Below are 18,949 nucleotides of genomic sequence, written 5' to 3'. Positions count from 1 at the left end.
CTATTGAATTTGATATAAAATAGGTTTACTTGGGCTGGCATCATTCTCAAAAGAAGCGATCTGTAAATTTAGTAAATAACCACCATCCATAATTTCATCAGCTACATAAATCATTTCCGTAATGGTACAATTCAATCGTGCATCACTATTGAGGTTATTGACATCAGTAACATTCCAAAAGGCTTTGTGAGCAAGCAATTTGCCTTCATCATGTTCTTTATCTACACTCGGTAAATCAATGAGTAAATGTTGAATTCCGCTTTCGCAAATGAAACGCGCAGCATCTTCAGCTAAATAAGGCGGATTGGTATTTGAATATTTTAAATGCTTTTTGGTTTTTAAATTGGGTATTGTTCTAATAACAATTGCCTCAGTAGTTTTCCCCATCAAAGCTTTTTCAATTTGATTTTTAGTAATCACCAAATCACCATCAATTGTTTCCGGGCGCACCGAAATAAGCTCGACCAAAAAGAAAAACTGTTTCAAACATTGATTAATGCTGTAAAAGTCACGCGTGATATGTCCCAAGCACTCCGTGTGTGTTCCGTGTCCGTGCGGATTGAAGAAAATATTGTTAAAGTTCGTCGATGATTTCCCCTCTGAAACTTTCCCGATCCAATCGCCAAAAACAACTGGTTCAATAACAGGTTTTTCAATATACCATGCAATTGGATTTTCATCGGTATTAGTCAGCGGAATCGAAATATCAATGGGTTTTGATAAGTCAACTTCAAAGTTGTTGATTTTTGCTTTCATAGTTTTTTAAACACTAAGTTCACAAAGAAGGCACTAAGGACACAAAAGATTAGTGAACTTTGCGAACCTTGCGGTTTAATAGTTATTCCAAATTTAAGTAAAATAAGTCTGAAGCAATTCCATCCGTCAAAAACTTTCCTTTGGGTGTTGGTTTCAACACATTATTTTCAATAAACACCAAATCATCATCGAGGAATTTTTGGGTTTGTTTTTTCAAATAGCTTAAATATTCGCTGCCAAATTCATTTTCAATTATTGTTAATGAAACACCCCAAATAGTTCGCAATCCCGTCATAATATATTCATTATAACGATCGGCAATAGATAAAACTTCGATTTCATTGGGCAAGGCATCCTCCTGAATCCCTTTCAAATACAGGGCATTATTGGCTATATTCCAACTACGGGAAACACCATCATAACTGTGTGCTGAAGGGCCAATTCCGAAGTATTTTTTCCCTAACCAATACGCCGAATTATTTTTAGAAAAATAGTCTGGTTTGCCAAAATTTGACAATTCATAATGCACAAAACCATTTGCCTCAAGCTTGTCAACCAAAATCATAAAATGCGCCTCGGCAACTTCATCTTTTGGAGCAGCAATGGCGCCGGTTTGTATTAGTTTTTTCAAAGCTGTTTTTGGCTCGACCGTTAAGGCATAACTGGAAATATGAGGAATGCCAAAACTCAAGGCTGTATCGATATTTTGCTCCCATTTTTCATTGCTCATAGCAGGAATTCCGTAAATCAAATCAAGAGAAATATTGTCAAAATATTGGCTGGCTATTTGTAAACATTTTTTGGCTTCCGCCGAATTATGAGCTCGATTCATTAACTGCAAATCTTCTTCAAAAAAAGACTGAATCCCAATACTCAAACGGTTGATTTTACTTTTTGATAATTCAATAATGCGCTCCTCAGACAAGTCGTCTGGATTGGCCTCCAAAGTAATCTCGGGATTTTCAACTACTTTAAAATTAGCGTATACCTCATTGATCAAAAAATTAATTTCGTCAGAAGTTAGCACACTTGGCGTTCCTCCACCAAAATAAATTGTTTCCACACTATCATTTTGAAACTCCGTTTTTCGCATTAGAATTTCTTTGGCCAAAGCCAAAACCATTGCATCTTTCTTCTTCATGGAAGTCGAAAAATGAAAATCGCAATAATGACACGATTGCTTGCAAAAAGGTATATGTATGTAAATTCCGCTCATTTCTACAGTATTCAGTTACAGTCGCAATTTACAGTTGCTGCGACTGAAAACTATTTCTTAACTCGTTCTTCATTTTGTTTCACAAAAGCGTCCCAACCGGTATAACTTTTTTCGCCAACGGTTTTACCCGAATTAAAAAAATGGCACACCGCGGCCGCCAAACCATCTGTAGAATCGAGATTTTTGGGCAATTCTTTCAATCCTAAAAGTTGCTGTAACATTTTAGCAACCTGCTCTTTTGAGGCATTCCCGTTTCCGGTAATCGCCATTTTTATTTTTTTGGGTTCGTATTCGGTAATCGGGATATCTCTGGAAAGTCCTGCAGCCATCGCCACACCTTGGGCACGACCCAACTTCAGCATCGACTGAACGTTTTTGCCAAAAAAAGGCGCTTCAATTGCAATTTCGTCGGGATTATGCGTATCGATTAACTCAATCGTTCGTTCGAAAATGATTTTCAGTTTTTGATAATGATTGTCGTATTTAGACAATTCCAATTCGTTTAATTGCAAAAAATGCATTTTTTTATTGACAATTTTGATCAACCCAAAACCCATAATCGTGGTTCCAGGGTCAATTCCTAATATGATGCGTTCGTTTGACATTATTGTTTTAAAAATTTCATTTCCATATCTATCATTTCTTTTTCTAGAGCCGAAATTTTATTTCGAATTACCTCGTTCTTGTTATTTATTACAAAAAAGCGCTCTTTTTTTTGGACATAAAACTCATTTACAATTTTATTTGGATAATTTGATGGGGAACAAATCATCTCATATTCAAATGGAATAACTAGTCTATTTTGTAGTGTTACAACTCCATATTTCCCATTCTTCAACAAAATAACACTTTGATCAGTAAGATAATATAACTTATCATAAACAGCCGGAATTACAACTTTTCCTTCTTTTGTAATCAATCCAAACTTCTCGTTTTTTGTAACAAAATGATAATTAGAACCAGGCCCGTACTCGACCCAGTTTGACATTTCACTATATTCAAAAGGAATAATAACTTTTCCCATTCTGTTAATTACACCGTATTTATCTTTTAACTTCACTATAAAGCGATTATCATGATCATAAGTACAAGGTGAAATATCCTGATAAATAAAATCAAAAAGAATTTTAAAGTTATAATCTACAATCCCAACCTTTTCCTTTTTCTTTATGATATAATATTTCTCATCCTTATATGAGTTAACATATTCATTGTCTATTGGCAAAACAATTTTATTCTTGGAATCTATCAATCCGTATTTTCCATTGTTTTTTACGACTGTTTTATTTAAACCTTCAAAACGCTCTATTTCTTGATACTTTAAAGGGATCAAAATGTTACCTCGATCATCAATTACTCCCGAAAGTCCGTCCATCCCTTGAACTTGATAGATAACTTTGATTTTATTATCTATCTTAACATGATCTTTAAAATAATCTCTTACCCTATCAATCAACATATTACCTTTTTCATCAAACAATGTAAGACTGTTTTTTTTGAACCCCACGTAACTATCTGACTCACTATACTCTTCTTGCAAATAACCTATAGAGTCAAATTGTGCTCTAATTACTTGACTGTCTTTCAAATTTATGAGTCCATAACGGTTGTTTACAGATACAATTGCTAAATCATTTTTATTAAAATTTGTAGCAAATTTATATTTACCAAATGGAATTTTTACCGCTAAATTAGAATCTAAAAACCCTAATTTGCTTTCCTTTCTCACTAAAACCAAACTGCTATTAGTGAACTTAATTTCATCGTATTCAAAACTCGACATTGGTTTTCCTGAAATGGAATAAAATGCCCATTTATTATTTTTACATACAGCAATTAACTTAACCGATTCTAAAACAATAATTTCTTGAAAATTGAAAGGAACAATAGTTTTTCCTTTTTTATTGATCAGTCCATAGTTAAATTTTTTTTTAACTAAAGCTAAACCTAAAGAATTAAAATCATCTGCTTGGTCAAACTTGAAAGGTATAACTTCTTTTCCTGTTCTATCTAAAAAACCATACTTACCCTTAATTTTTGCAGCAGCCAGCCCTTCTGAATACAAATCTAATTCATCATATATAATCGGAACAATTTCATTTTGATGAATATCTATGTAGCCCTTTTTATTTCCTTTAGTAGCATAAATCATATCATGATCGTCTATTGGATTCAAAAAAGCATATTTTCCTAAGGGTATTACAACATTACCTTTTGAGTCATTAAATCCCCATGAACCATCTACATTAACTCTCACATAAACAACTTGTTTGTCAACGATAATTTCTTTTTTACAAGAAAAAAACATCGCAGCTATCAGTAATACTATCAAAAAACGTTTTGCCAAAAGATTTGTTTAAAGTTTAAAGTTCAAAGTTCAAAGATTTTGTTACTTTGTACCAATGATTTCAATACCACACAAAACTAAGCAATTCCTTGTACTTCTTATCAAACTATTCATAGTTGGTGGTGCGTTTTATTTTATTTACAATCAACTAGCCAATAATGACAAACTAGACTGGCAAAAGTTCCTTGTTTTGTTTCAAAAAAACCAATCTGTTGGCGGAATTGCATTTATTTTATTGTTGAGTGTTTTGAATCGTTTTTTCGAGATATTGAAATGGCAAAACTTAGTACGATGTATCCATCCCATTTCACTTGGCGATGCTACAAAGCAAGTCCTTGGCGCACTTACCGCAGGACTTTTTACACCAAACGGCGTGGGCGAATATGCCGGAAAAGCGTTGTTTTTTCCTAAAACGGAAGCAAAAAAAGTAGTGTTTTTAAACTTGATTTGCAACGGAATCCAGATGCTATTGACCGTGCTTTTCGGGATTGCAGGTTTTTTGTATTTTAACATGCAATACCACATTGTCAGTAATCAAACTATGTTGCTAGCTTTAGGTGTTTTACTCTTACTCGGAATCGTTTTGTTTTTGGTAAAAAGAATAAAGATAAAAGGCTACTCTCTTGATAAATTACTCCAAAAAATCAATGAAATTCCAAAAGCCATTCATCAAAAAAATATTTTCCTTGGTTTGTGTCGATACTTAGTTTTCTCTCACCAATATTACTTTTTGTTTCTCGCCTTTGATGTCGATTTGCCTTACGGAATCCTGATAGCTGCTGTTACGAGTGTGTACTTTTTAGCTTCTTCATTGCCTACGTTTCAGTTTTTAGACTTTGCCGTAAAAGGTAGTGTGGCGGTTTATTTCTTTAGCCTTTTGGGTGTAAATGAATGGATTGTTATCTTTATTTCGACATTGATGTGGTTCCTTAATGTCGTTATTCCTGTTGTGATTGGTAGTTATTTTGTGTTGAATTTTAAAATTGTTGCTCCCGTACCAACAAACGAAAACCATCTAAATTAAACCCAGATGATCACAGCACTATTACTCTATTTGATTCTGCTGATTTATGCATTAGCCATCATGGCACTGATTTATGGTTTTACCAAAATTAAAACTACCAAGCATTTTTCAGGATTAACCAAAACATCATTTACCATTATTGTCCCGTTTAGGAATGAAGCACATAACCTTCCGATATTGTTGGATAGTTTTGCAAAATTAGAATATCCACCACATTTATTTGAAGTCCTTTTGATTGATGATAACTCAACGGATGGATTTGAATTGCACGATTTGCCTTTTAAAGCAACAGTACTTCAGAATCATAGAGCTTCGAATTCCCCCAAAAAAGATGCTATTACTGCTGCCATGAAAAGGGTATCTACAAATTGGGTAATCACCACTGATGCTGATTGTACCGTACCCACAAAATGGCTTACAACTTTAGACCAATATATACAAAATCACAATGTAAGCATGGTTGCCGGGGCAGTAACCTATACTGTTAACCATTCGTTTTTACATCACTTTCAACAGTTGGATTTAACAAGCTTACAAGGCGCTACAATAGGAAGTTTTGGTCTGGGAAAAGGATTTATGTGTAATGGTGCTAATTTGGCCTACACCAAAGCTATTTTTGAAGAACTCAATGGCTTTGAAGGGAATAATTTAATTGCTAGTGGCGATGATGTTTTTCTGCTTCAAAAAGCCATTGCACGCCATCCAGAGAAAGTACACTACCTTAAATCATCAAATAATATTGTTAAAACGCAAGCTGTGATTAGTTGGAAAGCTTTGTTTTATCAAAGAGTACGATGGGCCAGTAAAACGAGTTCGTACCAAAGTAGTTTTGGAAAAGCACTTGCCGTAATTGTTTTTCTAGGAAATTTAAATTTTATTTCCGTTTTGTTTCTAACTGTATTTAGCAGCCTGTCAATAGTGCATTTATTGATTGTATGCGTAGCAAAATTTATTGTTGATACCATTTTGATTTACCGAACTAACAATTTTTTGACCAAAACCAAAATTCGTTACTTGCTAGCTAGTAGTTTGCTTTATCCTCTTTTTAGCACGTTTGTAGCTTTGTATTCTATGTTTGGGAAATACGAATGGAAAGGCAGAAAGTTCTAGGAATTGCTATTGCCCTAGCGCAGAGGGTAGCGGCATCTCCCGATTTTAAAAAATAAGACTCTTTCGGCCCTAGTTTTTTTGATCGGGAATATAGCATATAGCTGGACATCGAAGTTTTAGCAAAGCTAAATAGCTCCTTAAAACTACTCTACTTTTAAAATCACAGGAAGAATAAATTGGGTTTTTACGGGGATTCCGCGTTTGATAGCTGGATTTATCTTGGGGAAATTCACCAAACGTACTTTTAAAATACTATCGATTTTAATTTTGTCATACGCCACAGAGTCTTTTGGAAACTGTGGTTCAAATTGCATCGTGCTATTAGGAAAAACGGTAACCTTTACCTCGATGGTATCGAGTTCCGGATAAAGAATTGAAAGCGTATCAATGCTTAACTTTTCTTGAATAAGTTGCGTTAAAACTTCAAAAAAACATTGTTGGCGTTGTTTTTTGTCATTGATTTGCTCACAATCAATAACCGACGGATATTCGTCAACTTCTTTCCAGTTGATTGCTTTGAGTTCTTTTTGCAATAATTCCTTTTCCGAAGGGACCTGCTTATCAACATATTGACAAGAATTGAGGAGAAGAAAGGCAAAAAAGAGAAAATACTGCTTCAAGGTTTTGTTTTTGAATTATACGAATACGCCATAAAAATACAATTATTTTTTTGGAGAGGCTTTTGAAAGCAAATAATCTTCGTAGTTTTCATCAAACCACTTTTGTTTGTTCTGAGCGGCAACTTCTTTTTGGTCGGGGTACAAAGTAGCCAAACGTTCCGAGAAAACGGCAATTTGCATGGTGTAGTTGTAAAACTCTTCTTTGGTTAAAATGAGTTTTGAGTCTGATTTTTTATCAGAGAATTCAAAGAAAAGCGCATCAAATTGTTTCAATGAAAAATTTAATACTTTTACTCTGTTCTTGTTATAAATGGATTCTTTGAGCAACTGATCCGCTGCGGATACTGTTTTATTTTGAGCATGCGCGCCTAAACCGCACAGTAAAAAAAGAAATAAAATAGAAAAAGACGCAAGTGTTTGAATTCGTTTCATAACCAAAGGAAGTTGCTTTTATTGAAAATCAAATTTACTAAAAAATTTATTATGGATGTGTTGCTTTTACTTTTGGGACTACTGAGCATTCTTTTGGGCATTGCTGGAAGTTTTTTACCTGTTTTACCGGGTGCAATACTAAGTTGGTTAGGACTTTTATTGCTCTATCTCATCGGTGCTGTTCCCATGAACTACTGGGTTGTAGGCATCACTTTTCTAATTACAATCGTTCTTTCAGTTTTAGATTATGTAATTCCGGCACAAGGTACCAAAAAATTTGGCGGTAGTAGTTACGGTATTTGGGGCACCAATATTGGGTTGGTTGTTGGCTTACTAGCACCAATACCATTTGGGTTTATAATTGGGCCATTTATAGGTGCGTTGGTAGGTGAATTACTTTACGACTCCAAAAACCAACAAAGAGCCGTAAAAGCCGCAGTGGGTTCATTGGTAGGTTTTTTGGCATCTAGTTTCATTCAGTTTGTTTTTGGCTGTATGTGCTTAAGTATATACCTGTGGTTGGTATGGGAAAACAGAGTGGCACTTTTTTAAAATTATATAAAGTACAAAATGCTGTAAAACAAAAAAAGTCTTTCTTTCGAAAGACTTTTTTGTACTGGCGGTCTGGACGGGACTCGAACCCGCGACCCCATGCGTGACAGGCATGTATTCTAACCAACTGAACTACCAAACCAGTATTGTAAGCTGTAACTTCTTGTTCTACAAATAGAACTGTATGCAGAAGTTTATATCAAGAGTACCCTCATTTTAATCAAAAAAGCTATTCGCCGAGGCGAAAAGCTTTTCATTGGTCTAACTACTAAACCCGCTACGAGTTACAAATTCGTAGCAAACAACACAACTAACGTTAAAAACCTTAAAGGGGCAAAAAAGCCTTTCTGTTACGAAAGGCTTTTCCCAATATTGCGGTCTGGACGGGACTCGAACCCGCGACCCCATGCGTGACAGGCATGTATTCTAACCAACTGAACTACCAAACCTCTGCGTTATTGCGGTGGCAAAGATACAACAGATTTCCGTTTACACAAGCGTTTTTGGTAAAAAAAATCAAAAAAAATATACACTTTTAGCCAAAGTTTTGTTTTTCAACTAAATAAGTAGTCATTATTTTTTCAAAATTTTCATCAACACGTACCGGAACATACTTAATTCTGTTCTGCGAGCAGGTCAATGCTATCTTTTTAAAGTACAATTGCATTTGTTTTTCGTATTCTTCTTTTACATTATCTGCAAAAAGCACTACTTCTTCACCTGTTTCTACATCAATAAATTGTCGTGGTCCGTTATCAAAATCAAAATTCAACTCCGTTTTAGCATCTATTACATGAAAAACAACAACTTTGTGCTTGTTGTGTTTTAAATGTTGCAACGCATTGAATAAAGCCTCCTCATCTACCGAATTAGGTCCTGACTGAAACATATCAGTAAACAAAACAATCATCGAGCGACGGTGCATCTTTTCGGCTATCTGATGCAAGTAGGTGACCGTATCGGTTTTCTTTTGAGTCATTGGCTTTGTCAACAATCCTTCGAGTGTACTCAAAATCATTCTGTGGTGGCGATCGCTTCCTTTTTCAGGCGCATAATACTCGTACGTATCCGAGAAAACACTCAATCCCACAGCATCACGCTGCTTTTTGAGCAAATTCATCAATACAGCCGATGCCAAGACTGAAAAACCAATCTTATTCTCGTAAAAATTTTGATCGCTACGCAAATTAGGATAATGCATTGACGACGAATTATCAATAACAATATGACACCGCAAATTGGTTTCCTCTTCATACCTTTTGGTGTACAAGCGATCGGTTTTGGCATACAGCTTCCAATCGATATGTTTGGTACTTTCGCCAGCATTATACACTTTATGCTCAGCAAATTCAGCCGAAAAGCCATGAAACGGACTCTTGTGCATTCCGGATATAAAACCTTCTACGACTTGATTCGCTAACAATTCCAGATGCTGAAAACGAGCTATTTGTTCTATTTGTGATTCCATCTTCATCTACCAAATATATTAAAAGATTGAAAGATTTAAAAATTAAAAAAGTACCCAAGCAAAACTTAATCAAGTGCCTAAAATCAATTCAGCTTAAACAAAAAAAGGCTTGACTTGCGTCAAACCTTTTTAATGAACCGCAATTGGCTCTATTTTAATTATAATCTATAGATTACAACAATGCGTCTAAACTATCAGCGTAAGTTTGCTTAGGAGCTACTCCTACTTGCTTTCCTACTACTTCTCCGTTATGAAAAACAAGAACAGTTGGAATGTTTCTCACTCCGTATTTTGCAGCAAATTCTTGATTTGCATCAACATCTACTTTTCCTACTACTACTTTTCCTTCATATTCATTACTAAGCTCGTCAATGATTGGACCTACCATTCTACAAGGTCCGCACCATGCTGCCCAAAAATCAACCATAACTGGTTTGTCTGACTTCAAAACTACCTCTTCAAAAGTAGCATCTGTTATTGCTAATGCCATAATATATATTTTAAGTTATCATTTGAAATTTTATCATTCAAACTAGATTACAAATTTAGAAATTAAAAACAAATCAACCACTATTCGCAAATTAGTTTTCCCTATTAATCCATTATCAACGCCTATATGCCAAAAGTATTTCTTTTTAGCTTAATTTTTTTGAAGCTATTTCCTGCTGTACGCTTTATCTTTTGGATTCCCTTCGTTCCTGCGGGAACCCAAAAGGATGCCGCTGCCATCAGGGCTAGGTGTGTCGATTTCAGTAGCACTTATCCAGCATAAAAAAAGGGATACCAAACAATGACATCCCTTGGTATTTTAATTATGATGGAACTACATACTGTATTTCAAACCTAAAGTCAAACCTAAACCACTGATCCCTACATAAGAGCTCAACTCATCCATTGGCTTGCTTGCGTCTAAACCATTAGGATTTGTTGCCGCATTGTTTGAATTTACATTCAAACGATCTACATAATTGGTATTAATTTGAGCGTTTGTTCTTGTTGATAGAGCGTTTTGACCATTTCTTTCGTACACAATCGTCTCCTTTGATTTACCATGAACTGTAAAGTTGCGGTATTCTAACTCCGCAAAAACAGCAAGTTTATTTCCCAAAGCGTAAGTAGTTCCTAAACTAGCCATAAAACCTACTGTAGGATTTTGCTTGATACGATCAACACTTTTCACCGCCACAGTGGCTGGACTTGCAACGCCTGTTGGAGCAATGGCATTAGTCGTAATCTCTAAATCTCCATGAATAGGAAGTAACAATCCCACTTTTGAATAGGGTTCAAAACCTTTCGATTCTCCTAGAAACAACACCAAAGCTGGCGCCAAATCAAATGCGGAAATTTGTCCCACCGATTTAAAATTGAATATCGGCCTACCTCCAGACATAAAAATTTGATCGGTAGTAGTTTGAGCCATGGTTTTATCAGTACTTGAATAATAATTCAAACCAAGTTCAAAACCAACACGAGCATTAAAGCGACGCCCTAATGTGACACCTGATCTAAAACCCTCACCAAAAGACCCAGTTATGCTTTCTTCTGCTACTAACTTACCTCCTACGTAGGTTTTATTTAAGGCTGCATTACCACCCACAGTAGGAAATTCTGTTGCCGCAGTTTGCATAAAATACGAACCGCCTGCTTTTAAATACCAACTCCCATTTTGTTTTGATTGCCCGATAATTAGCATCGAACTCAACATAAAACCAACTAAAAATAACTTCTTTTTCATAATATCTCTTATTAACGTAAAAGCAAAAATACGCCATAAAAGATAAAAATAATACATAAAAATGCCTCAAAACGATAACCGAATTACATAATATCTAACAATCAAGGTATTAGCACATAACTAAAAATGAGATTTTTTTCAATAATTTTGAATTGTACAAACCAATAAATTACTAAGAACAAGAATGCCAATTTGAACAACGATTGACTAATTCAGTTTGAAATTTATCTGCATTTTTTCTAATTCAACTAACAACTCATGAGAAATCTTGATTTTTAATTTCCTACTTGGCATGCTCAGTTTAGTCACCACCTTAACCTCTTCAATCTCTTCCATTTTTGCAGCAGCAGTTGAGGCTAATCCATCTGGACCAGAGTCGTCACTATCTTCTTGTTCGTCAACAAACGACTCATCATCCGCCTCGATAGTAATTGGCGCTACGGCAACTAAACGTTTGGTTTTTTCTATTTCCATTACTTCAAAGCTGACGGTATTGTCTCCTTTATTTTCTAGAAAAAGCCGACTCAAATTATGAATCACTTCTGTTTGTATGTCTTTAATATTCAGATATAATATTAGTTTTTTAGCAAATGTAGCCAGTACATCTTGCAGTTGTTTTACCTCAACAAATTGCATTCGAGGCTCGCTCTTTTTACCCGTATCTTGATTCACCCAACCTTCTTTAATTAAGATTTTCAAAAACACAAATTGGTTGTTGTATAAGAAATGGTAAAATTTGAGATACTCCTCGCCAAATATTTTAAATTCGAAACTTTCGTCGAAACCTTCTAAAGTAAAAATGGCCCAGTCTTTACCGTTTTTAGCCGTGCGCCTTTGGAAATTAGTTACAATACCAGCAAAAGTTAAATTTTTACCCACATATTGTTCCATACTGCGCAAGGCCTCTAATTTGGCGTTGCAGAAATATTTCATTTCATATCTAAAATCGTCTAGCGGATGTCCTGAAATATAAATCCCAACCACTTCCTTTTCGCGAGACAATTTTTCCATCGTACTCCAATCCTCGCAAGGCGGCACCACAGGTTCAGCAATTTGCACTTCGCTGGTATCACCAAACAAACTCACTTGCGAGCTGTTTTCGTTCTCTTGAAACTTGGCTCCGTAACGAATGGCTTTTTCGTAAAATGTGATTCCGTCGCCATCATCGTGAAAATATTGCGCACGGCTTGTTCCTTCAAAAGAATCAAATCCACCAGCTAATGCTAAATTTTCAAGCGCCTTTTTATTGGCTGCACGCAAATCAATACGCTTGGTCAAATCAAAAATCGACTTGTATTTGCCATCTTTTCTGTTTTCAACAATGGTAGCCACGGCTCCAGAACCCACACCTTTAATAGCACCCATACCAAAACGTACAGCATAGTCATCGTTAACGGTGAATTTATAAAAGGATTCGTTAACATCCGGACCTAGTACACGCAATCCCATACGCTTACATTCTTCCATAAAAAACGATACTTGTTTGATATCGCTCATGTTGTTAGAAAGTACCGCCGCCATATATTCGGCAGGGTAATGCGCTTTTAAATAAGCAGTTTGGTAGGCAATCCAGGCGTAACAAGTAGAGTGCGACTTGTTAAAGGCATAACTCGCAAACGCCTCCCAGTCTTTCCAGATTTTCTCTAAAATTTTGGCATCATGTCCTTTTGCAGCAGCTTGCTCAACAAATTTCGGTTTCATTTTATCCAAAACGTCCTTTTGTTTCTTACCCATTGCTTTACGAAGTACATCGGCCTCACCTTTTGTAAAATCAGCTAATGACTGTGACAAAAGCATCACCTGCTCTTGGTAAACGGTAATTCCGTAAGTTTCTCCAAGGTATTCTTCGCAAGCATCCAAATCGTATTTAATTTCTTCCTCACCGTTTTTACGACGAACGAAAGAAGGAATATACTCTAACGGTCCAGGACGATACAAGGCGTTCATGGCAATCAAATCACCAAATACAGTTGGCTTCAAATCCTTCATGTATTTTTGCATTCCAGGCGATTCGTATTGAAAAATCCCCACTGTTTCTCCGCGCTGGAACAACTCGTAGGTCTTGACATCATCAATAGGAAACTCATCTGGATTAAGATCGATGTTATTGCGGTATTTCACCAGCTTCACCGTATCTTTTATAAGTGTAAGGGTCTTCAAACCCAAGAAGTCCATCTTCAATAAACCTGCACTTTCTGCAACCGAGTTATCAAACTGGGTTACGTACAAATCAGAATCTTTCGCAGTTGTTACCGGTACAAAATTGGTAATGTCTGATGGGGTAATAATTACACCACAGGCATGAATACCAGTATTTCGCATCGAACCCTCTAAAATCTTAGCTTGCTGAATTGTCTCACCCGCTAATTCATCTGAATTGGCAATGGCGATTAACTCCTTTACATTATCAAATTCATCAGAGCGCAATGCTTTTTTGACATCCTCTTCCTTCTCTGAAATAAATCGAGCCAAATTCCATTTTGAAGGCATCATCCCCGGAATCAACTTGGCTATTCTATCCGCCTCAAACAGTGGTAAATCAAGCACACGTGCGGTATCACGAATGGCCGATTTGGTTGCCATTTTACCATAAGTGATAATTTGAGCTACCTGATTGGACCCGTATTTTTTAATTACATAATCCATAACTCGACCACGACCTTCGTCATCAAAGTCGATATCAATATCGGGCATGGATACACGGTCAGGATTCAAGAAACGCTCAAAAAGCAAATCGTACTTAATGGGGTCAATATTGGTAATTTTCAAACAATAAGCCACCGCTGACCCTGCTGCCGATCCACGTCCTGGACCAACCGAAACATCCATTTCACGTGCCTTGGCAATAAAATCTTGAACAATCAAAAAGTAACCCGGATAACCTGAATTGGATATCGTGAGCAACTCAAAATCCAATCGTTCTTGAATGGCTGGTGTAATTTCGTTGTAACGTTTTTTCGCTCCCTCCATTGTTAGATAACGCAAATAAGCATTTTCGCCTCGTACGCCATTATCTTGTTCATCTAATGGATCAACAAATTCTTGCGGAATATCGTACTTAGGCAATAATACGTCTCGATAGAGTGAGTAAATTTCGACCTTATCAACAATTTCTTGGATGTTGATAATAGCATCTGGCAAATCAGCAAAAAGTTGCTTCATCTCGTCACCAGACTTATAATAGTACTCTTGATTTGGCAAACCATAACGGTAACCACGACCACGACCAATTGGTGTAGCTTGCTTTTCGCCATCTTTTACACACAATAAAATATCATGCGCATTGGCATCTTGCTTGTTTAAATAATAGGTATTGTTGGTAGCAATGAGTTTTACTTGGTGTTTTTGCGCAAATTCTATCAAGGTTTTATTGACCCTGTTTTCATCCTCTTGATTGTGGCGCATAATCTCAAGATAGAAATCGTCACCAAACTGCGCTTTCCACCATAACAAGGCCTCTTCGGCTTGGTTTTCGCCAACATTTAAAATTTTACCCGGAATTTCACCATATAAATTTCCAGATAAAACCATAATATCTTCCTTGTACTGCTCGACAATACTGCGGTCAATACGAGGTACATAATAAAATCCGTTGATGTTGGCTATAGACGCCATCTTTGCTAAATTATGATACCCATTTTTATTTTTGGCCAACAGCACTACTTGGTAGCCATTGTCTTTCTTTGTTTTATCTAAATGGTTATCGCAAATATTAAACTCGCAACCCACGATAGGCTTCATTTCGGTTTCGGTTGGCTCCTCGCCGCTCTCCACCAACGCCTTATTTTTAGCGGAAGCCGATTTATTATGATTCATCACAGCGCTCACAAAATGAAACGCTCCCATCATGTTCGCTGTATCAGTCATGGCAACTGCAGGAAAACCATTTTTGGCGGTTGCAGCAACCAACGGTCCAATCCCAATTGTAGATTGCAGCACCGAAAACTGTGTATGATTGTGCAAATGCGCAAACTTAGCCTCAGCAAGTACTTTTTTATTTTCTAAAAGTTCACCTTTCGATTTTCCCGCTCCTTGCTTATCGCCAAATTGTTGACGAATTACGTCCGAAGCTTGCTTAAGATTGATATGCTTGAGTCCAATGAGCTGAATTTCTCTTGGATTTTTGGCTTGAAAATCTTTAAAATATGACGCTGGAACATCTAATTCTTCTTTCGTGAAAATTTCCTTTCTAACTAGCTCAAGAAAGCAACGCGTAGTTGCCTCCACATCGGCAGTTGCGTTGTGCGCTTCAGAAAAAGGCACGTTAAATAAATAACTGTGTAACTCCGTTAATGTTGGCAATTTGAATTTACCACCACGTCCTCCGGGCAGTTTGAGTAAACTTGCAGTCACCTCTGTACAAGTATCTAAAACGGGTAGACTTGCCACAGTAGACTCTACACCTAACCGATGAAACTCTGCCCCCATAATATTGACATCAAAACCTAAATTCTGACCGACAATAAACTTGGTTTTACCCAAGGCTGTATTGAATTTTTCGAGAACCTCAGCCAGCGGGATTCCGTTTTGCTGCGCTAATTCGGTCGATATCCCGTGAATACGCTCGGCATCATACGGAATATTAAAACCATCGGGCTGTACCAAATAATCTTGATGCTCGATCAATTTTCCCATATCATCATGCAACTGCCACGCAATTTGAATGCAACGAGGCCAGTTGTCCGAATCAGTAATAGGCGCATCCCAGCGTTTCGGTAATCCTGTAGTTTCGGTATCGAATATTAAGTACATAAGCTAAAGTAACAAAGATTAAAAATGTAAAAATGCAATTTAAAAAACACCGCAAAACATTGGTTTACTGATATCTAAAAAGCATCAAACATAACAATTGTGGAAGTTCAAATTTAGATGATTTTCAAGTAGAAACATAGTGAAGTTATCAACAATACCAGATGATTTTTACCCAATTTAAAATCAAATACAGATTGCTTTTCAATAACAATAACTAAATCAAATTATTAAAAAAACAACTTCTTACAATTGCAATGAAGAGTGAATTTAAATAGAAAAAAACCTAAAAATTCAACTTTGAACGTCGTAGTATTTCATGGTAAAGCAACTCGTAGAAACATCTAAAACAAGCATATTTCACAATCAAATCTGCAGTAGAATTAAAATTTAAAACAGTAACCCAACTCTCACTACTCTATGAAAAACAACAAATTCAGCACAATAAAATATTGATTTTACAAAAAAAATATCTTATACCGCCTCCAAAATATCAAATTGATAAAAATTAAAAAATACTGAATGACATTTAAAAACAATTATCCACTTACGAACTACACGAACATACAAAAAGCCAAAAAGTCAAAACAACAACTGCAATACCTTCGTTTTTAATTTGGGCATCGTATAAAATCAAATTAGGTACAATTAAAATCGCAAGTAGCTACTTAGTTTTGCCCTTTTAATGATCATCCTAGCACAAAGTTGCTGCAAAATAAAAATTTTAAAATGAATAAGACATTATTTGACAAAGTATGGGACGCCCATGTGATACGTAAAATTGAAGATGGACCAGATGTGTTTTTTATTGACCGTCATTTCATTCACGAAGTAACGAGCCCTGTTGCTTTTTTGGGTTTAAAATCAAGAAACATTCCTGTTTTATATCCTGAGCGTACCTTTGCAACCGCTGATCATAATACTCCAACAATTAATCAGCACTTACCTGTACAAGATGCTTTATCTGCGAATCAATTAAAAGCCTTGGCAGATAATGCTGCCGAGTACGGAATTTCGCATTGGGGTTTAGGACACGCACAAAACGGAATTGTACATGTTGTAGGTCCTGAAAACGGAATCACTTTACCTGGAGCTACTATTGTTTGTGGCGACTCGCATACCTCAACTCATGGTGCTTTTGGAGCTATAGCTTTTGGAATTGGAACTTCAGAGGTTGAAATGGTTTTGGCCACCCAATGCATCATGCAACCTAAACCTAAAAAAATGCGCATCAATGTTAATGGCACTCTTGGCAAAGGTGTAGGCCCGAAAGATGTGGCATTATACATTATTTCGCAATTAACTACTTCCGGAGGAACGGGCTATTTTGTAGAATATGCTGGAAATGTATTCGAAGAAATGTCTATGGAAGGCCGAATGACAGTTTGTAATTTAAGTATCGAAATGGGAGCTCGCGGCGGAATGATTGCGCCCGACCAAAAGACATTTGATTTCCTTGAAGGAAGATTATACACCCCAAAAGGTGAAGCTTGGGACAAAGCTGTGGCCTACTGGAAAACCTTAAAAACCGATACTGACGCCGTTTTTGATGCTGAACTAAATATCGACGCAGCAGCTATTGAACCTATGATTACTTATGGAACTAATCCTGGAATGGGCATCAGTATTTCATCAAAAATTCCTACAGCTAATCAAGTAGAAGGTGGAGCAGAAACATACAAAAAATCGCTTGCGTACATGGGCTTTGACGAAGCAGATGTGATGATTGGCAAACCAATTGACTTTGTTTTCTTGGGCAGTTGCACCAATGGCCGTATTGAAGATTTTAGGGCTTTCGCCGAAATTGTGAAAGGACGTAAAAAAGCAGACAACGTTACTGCTTGGTTGGTTCCTGGATCGCATGTAGTTGAAGCTCAAATTAAAGAAGAAGGGATTTTAGATGTTTTAACCGAAGCTGGATTTGTCCTGCGTCAACCGGGATGCTCGGCTTGTTTGGCAATGAACGACGATAAAGTACCCGCAGGAAAATATGCAGTAAGTACATCCAATAGAAATTTTGAAGGCCGCCAAGGACCAGGTTCAAGAACGCTACTTGCTAGTCCGATTATGGCAGCAGCGGCAGCCGTTACCGGAGTTTTGACAGACCCAAGAAATTTGTTCTAGTTGAATGTCAATTTCAATGGCAATATTTAAAGAGAATTAAAAATAAAAAGGTTTTAGTTTTTTAAAAGTTAATTTTTCAAAAGGAAAGTCTGAAATCTAAAATCATAAATCATAAATCACAATGGCATACGATAAATTCAATATACTAACGAGCAGTGCGGTACCGCTACCGATAGAGAACGTTGATACAGACCAAATAATTCCCGCACGTTTCTTAAAAGCAACAGAGCGAGTGGGCTTTGGCGATAACCTTTTTAGAGATTGGCGTTACAACAACGACGATTCACCTAAAACCGATTTTGTGCTAAACAATCCCGTTTTTAGTGGCAAAATATTAGTTGGTGGTAAAAACTTTGGTTCGGGATCTTCTCGCGAGCACGCCGCTTGGGCTGTCTATGACTACGGGTTTCGCGCTGTAGTTTCCTCTTTTTTTGCAGATATTTTTAAAGGAAATTGCTTAAACATAGGTGTATTGCCGGTACAGGTAAGCCCTGAATTTTCAGATAAAATTTTCAAAGCAATCGAAGCCGATCCTAAAACAACTTTAGAAATCAATCTTCCTGAGCAAACCATCACTTTAGTTGCTACCGGCGAAGAAGAATCCTTTGACATCAACGGCTATAAAAAGAACAACATGCTAAACGGTTTTGATGACATTGATTACCTCCAAAATATCAAACAAGAAATTGTAGGTTTTGCTAGCGCACTGCCTTACTAAATGAACAAATCTTTAACGGCTAAAAATCTAGTCGCCCTTTACAATAATGAAACGTTTTTGGAACAATCGGAATCCAGACAGTTGAGTATAATCTAAAA

Annotated in this window: 15 protein-coding genes and 2 tRNA genes; 5 read left to right on the top strand and 12 right to left on the bottom strand. The window is 36.5% G+C overall.

Annotated features, from left to right (window positions below; all coding sequences use genetic code 11):
• From G9Q29_RS08655 to G9Q29_RS08640, 4 genes are all read right to left on the bottom strand, one after another.
• On the bottom strand, nt 1-756 hold the full coding sequence (locus tag G9Q29_RS08655; protein WP_166135767.1) for a cyclase family protein: 756 nt from the start codon (nt 754-756) through the stop codon (nt 1-3).
• Between the two features lie 82 nt (nt 757-838).
• Complete coding sequence (gene hemW / locus G9Q29_RS08650) at nt 839-1,972, bottom strand: radical SAM family heme chaperone HemW (protein ID WP_166135764.1); 1,134 nt, start codon at nt 1,970-1,972, stop codon at nt 839-841.
• Between the two features lie 50 nt (nt 1,973-2,022).
• Nucleotides 2,023-2,577, bottom strand: a complete 555-nt coding sequence (ruvC, locus tag G9Q29_RS08645; protein ID WP_166135761.1) for a crossover junction endodeoxyribonuclease RuvC — start codon at nt 2,575-2,577, stop codon at nt 2,023-2,025.
• The gene (locus G9Q29_RS08640) at nt 2,577-4,319 is read right to left on the bottom strand and encodes a WG repeat-containing protein (protein WP_166135758.1); all 1,743 of its coding nucleotides are present in this window, start codon (nt 4,317-4,319) and stop codon (nt 2,577-2,579) included. The genes ruvC and G9Q29_RS08640 overlap by 1 nt, the downstream gene beginning before the upstream one ends.
• A 55-nt stretch (nt 4,320-4,374) precedes the next feature.
• Between G9Q29_RS08640 and G9Q29_RS08635 the strand changes: the two genes are divergently transcribed.
• The gene (locus G9Q29_RS08635; RefSeq protein WP_166135755.1) at nt 4,375-5,343 is read left to right on the top strand and encodes a lysylphosphatidylglycerol synthase domain-containing protein; all 969 of its coding nucleotides are present in this window, start codon (nt 4,375-4,377) and stop codon (nt 5,341-5,343) included.
• A gap of 6 nt (nt 5,344-5,349) precedes the next feature.
• Nucleotides 5,350-6,453, top strand: a complete 1,104-nt coding sequence (locus G9Q29_RS08630) for a glycosyltransferase family 2 protein (RefSeq protein ID WP_166135752.1) — start codon at nt 5,350-5,352, stop codon at nt 6,451-6,453.
• Nucleotides 6,454-6,596: 143 nt separating this feature from the next.
• Here the strand turns inward: G9Q29_RS08630 and G9Q29_RS08625 are convergent, their stop codons facing one another.
• The gene (locus G9Q29_RS08625) at nt 6,597-7,073 is read right to left on the bottom strand and encodes a hypothetical protein (protein ID WP_166135750.1); all 477 of its coding nucleotides are present in this window, start codon (nt 7,071-7,073) and stop codon (nt 6,597-6,599) included.
• A gap of 42 nt (nt 7,074-7,115) precedes the next feature.
• Nucleotides 7,116-7,505 (bottom strand): hypothetical protein, encoded by a 390-nt coding sequence (locus tag G9Q29_RS08620; RefSeq protein WP_166135747.1) that lies wholly within the window; start codon nt 7,503-7,505, stop codon nt 7,116-7,118.
• 51 nt (nt 7,506-7,556) lie between these two features.
• On the opposite strand from G9Q29_RS08620, the gene G9Q29_RS08615 reads away from it, so the two are divergent.
• Nucleotides 7,557-8,057: a DUF456 domain-containing protein gene (locus G9Q29_RS08615; protein WP_166135745.1), complete on the top strand. Its 501-nt coding sequence runs from the start codon at nt 7,557-7,559 to the stop codon at nt 8,055-8,057.
• A 65-nt stretch (nt 8,058-8,122) separates the two neighbouring features.
• Here the strand turns inward: G9Q29_RS08615 and G9Q29_RS08610 are convergent.
• The 6 genes from G9Q29_RS08610 to dnaE all read right to left on the bottom strand — a co-directional run bounded on the left by G9Q29_RS08610 (nt 8,123) and on the right by dnaE (nt 16,012).
• Nucleotides 8,123-8,199, bottom strand: a tRNA-Asp gene (locus G9Q29_RS08610).
• A gap of 233 nt (nt 8,200-8,432) precedes the next feature.
• Nucleotides 8,433-8,506: transfer RNA gene (locus G9Q29_RS08605), tRNA-Asp, on the bottom strand.
• 86 nt (nt 8,507-8,592) lie between these two features.
• Nucleotides 8,593-9,531 (bottom strand): DUF58 domain-containing protein, encoded by a 939-nt coding sequence (locus tag G9Q29_RS08600; protein WP_166135742.1) that lies wholly within the window; start codon nt 9,529-9,531, stop codon nt 8,593-8,595.
• A gap of 166 nt (nt 9,532-9,697) precedes the next feature.
• Complete coding sequence (trxA, locus tag G9Q29_RS08595; protein ID WP_024980008.1) at nt 9,698-10,015, bottom strand: thioredoxin; 318 nt, start codon at nt 10,013-10,015, stop codon at nt 9,698-9,700.
• A gap of 333 nt (nt 10,016-10,348) precedes the next feature.
• Nucleotides 10,349-11,260: an outer membrane beta-barrel protein gene (locus G9Q29_RS08590; protein WP_166135739.1), complete on the bottom strand. Its 912-nt coding sequence runs from the start codon at nt 11,258-11,260 to the stop codon at nt 10,349-10,351.
• Nucleotides 11,261-11,467: 207 nt separating this feature from the next.
• Nucleotides 11,468-16,012, bottom strand: coding sequence for a DNA polymerase III subunit alpha (gene dnaE / locus G9Q29_RS08585; protein ID WP_166135737.1), 4,545 nt, complete (start codon nt 16,010-16,012; stop codon nt 11,468-11,470).
• A 726-nt stretch (nt 16,013-16,738) separates the two neighbouring features.
• Between dnaE and leuC the strand changes: the two genes are divergently transcribed.
• Together leuC and leuD are read left to right on the top strand one after the other, a co-directional pair.
• Nucleotides 16,739-18,133 (top strand): 3-isopropylmalate dehydratase large subunit, encoded by a 1,395-nt coding sequence (leuC, locus tag G9Q29_RS08580; protein ID WP_166135734.1) that lies wholly within the window; start codon nt 16,739-16,741, stop codon nt 18,131-18,133.
• 121 nt (nt 18,134-18,254) lie between these two features.
• Nucleotides 18,255-18,851 (top strand): 3-isopropylmalate dehydratase small subunit, encoded by a 597-nt coding sequence (gene leuD, locus G9Q29_RS08575; RefSeq protein WP_166135731.1) that lies wholly within the window; start codon nt 18,255-18,257, stop codon nt 18,849-18,851.
• Nucleotides 18,852-18,949 lie beyond the last annotated feature (98 nt).

The organism is Flavobacterium turcicum (genome assembly GCF_011365745.1).
Lineage (GTDB): Bacteria > Bacteroidota > Bacteroidia > Flavobacteriales > Flavobacteriaceae > Flavobacterium > Flavobacterium turcicum.
Note: the sequence above shows the minus strand (reverse complement) of the source record. Positions and strands in the feature narration are given on the sequence as shown.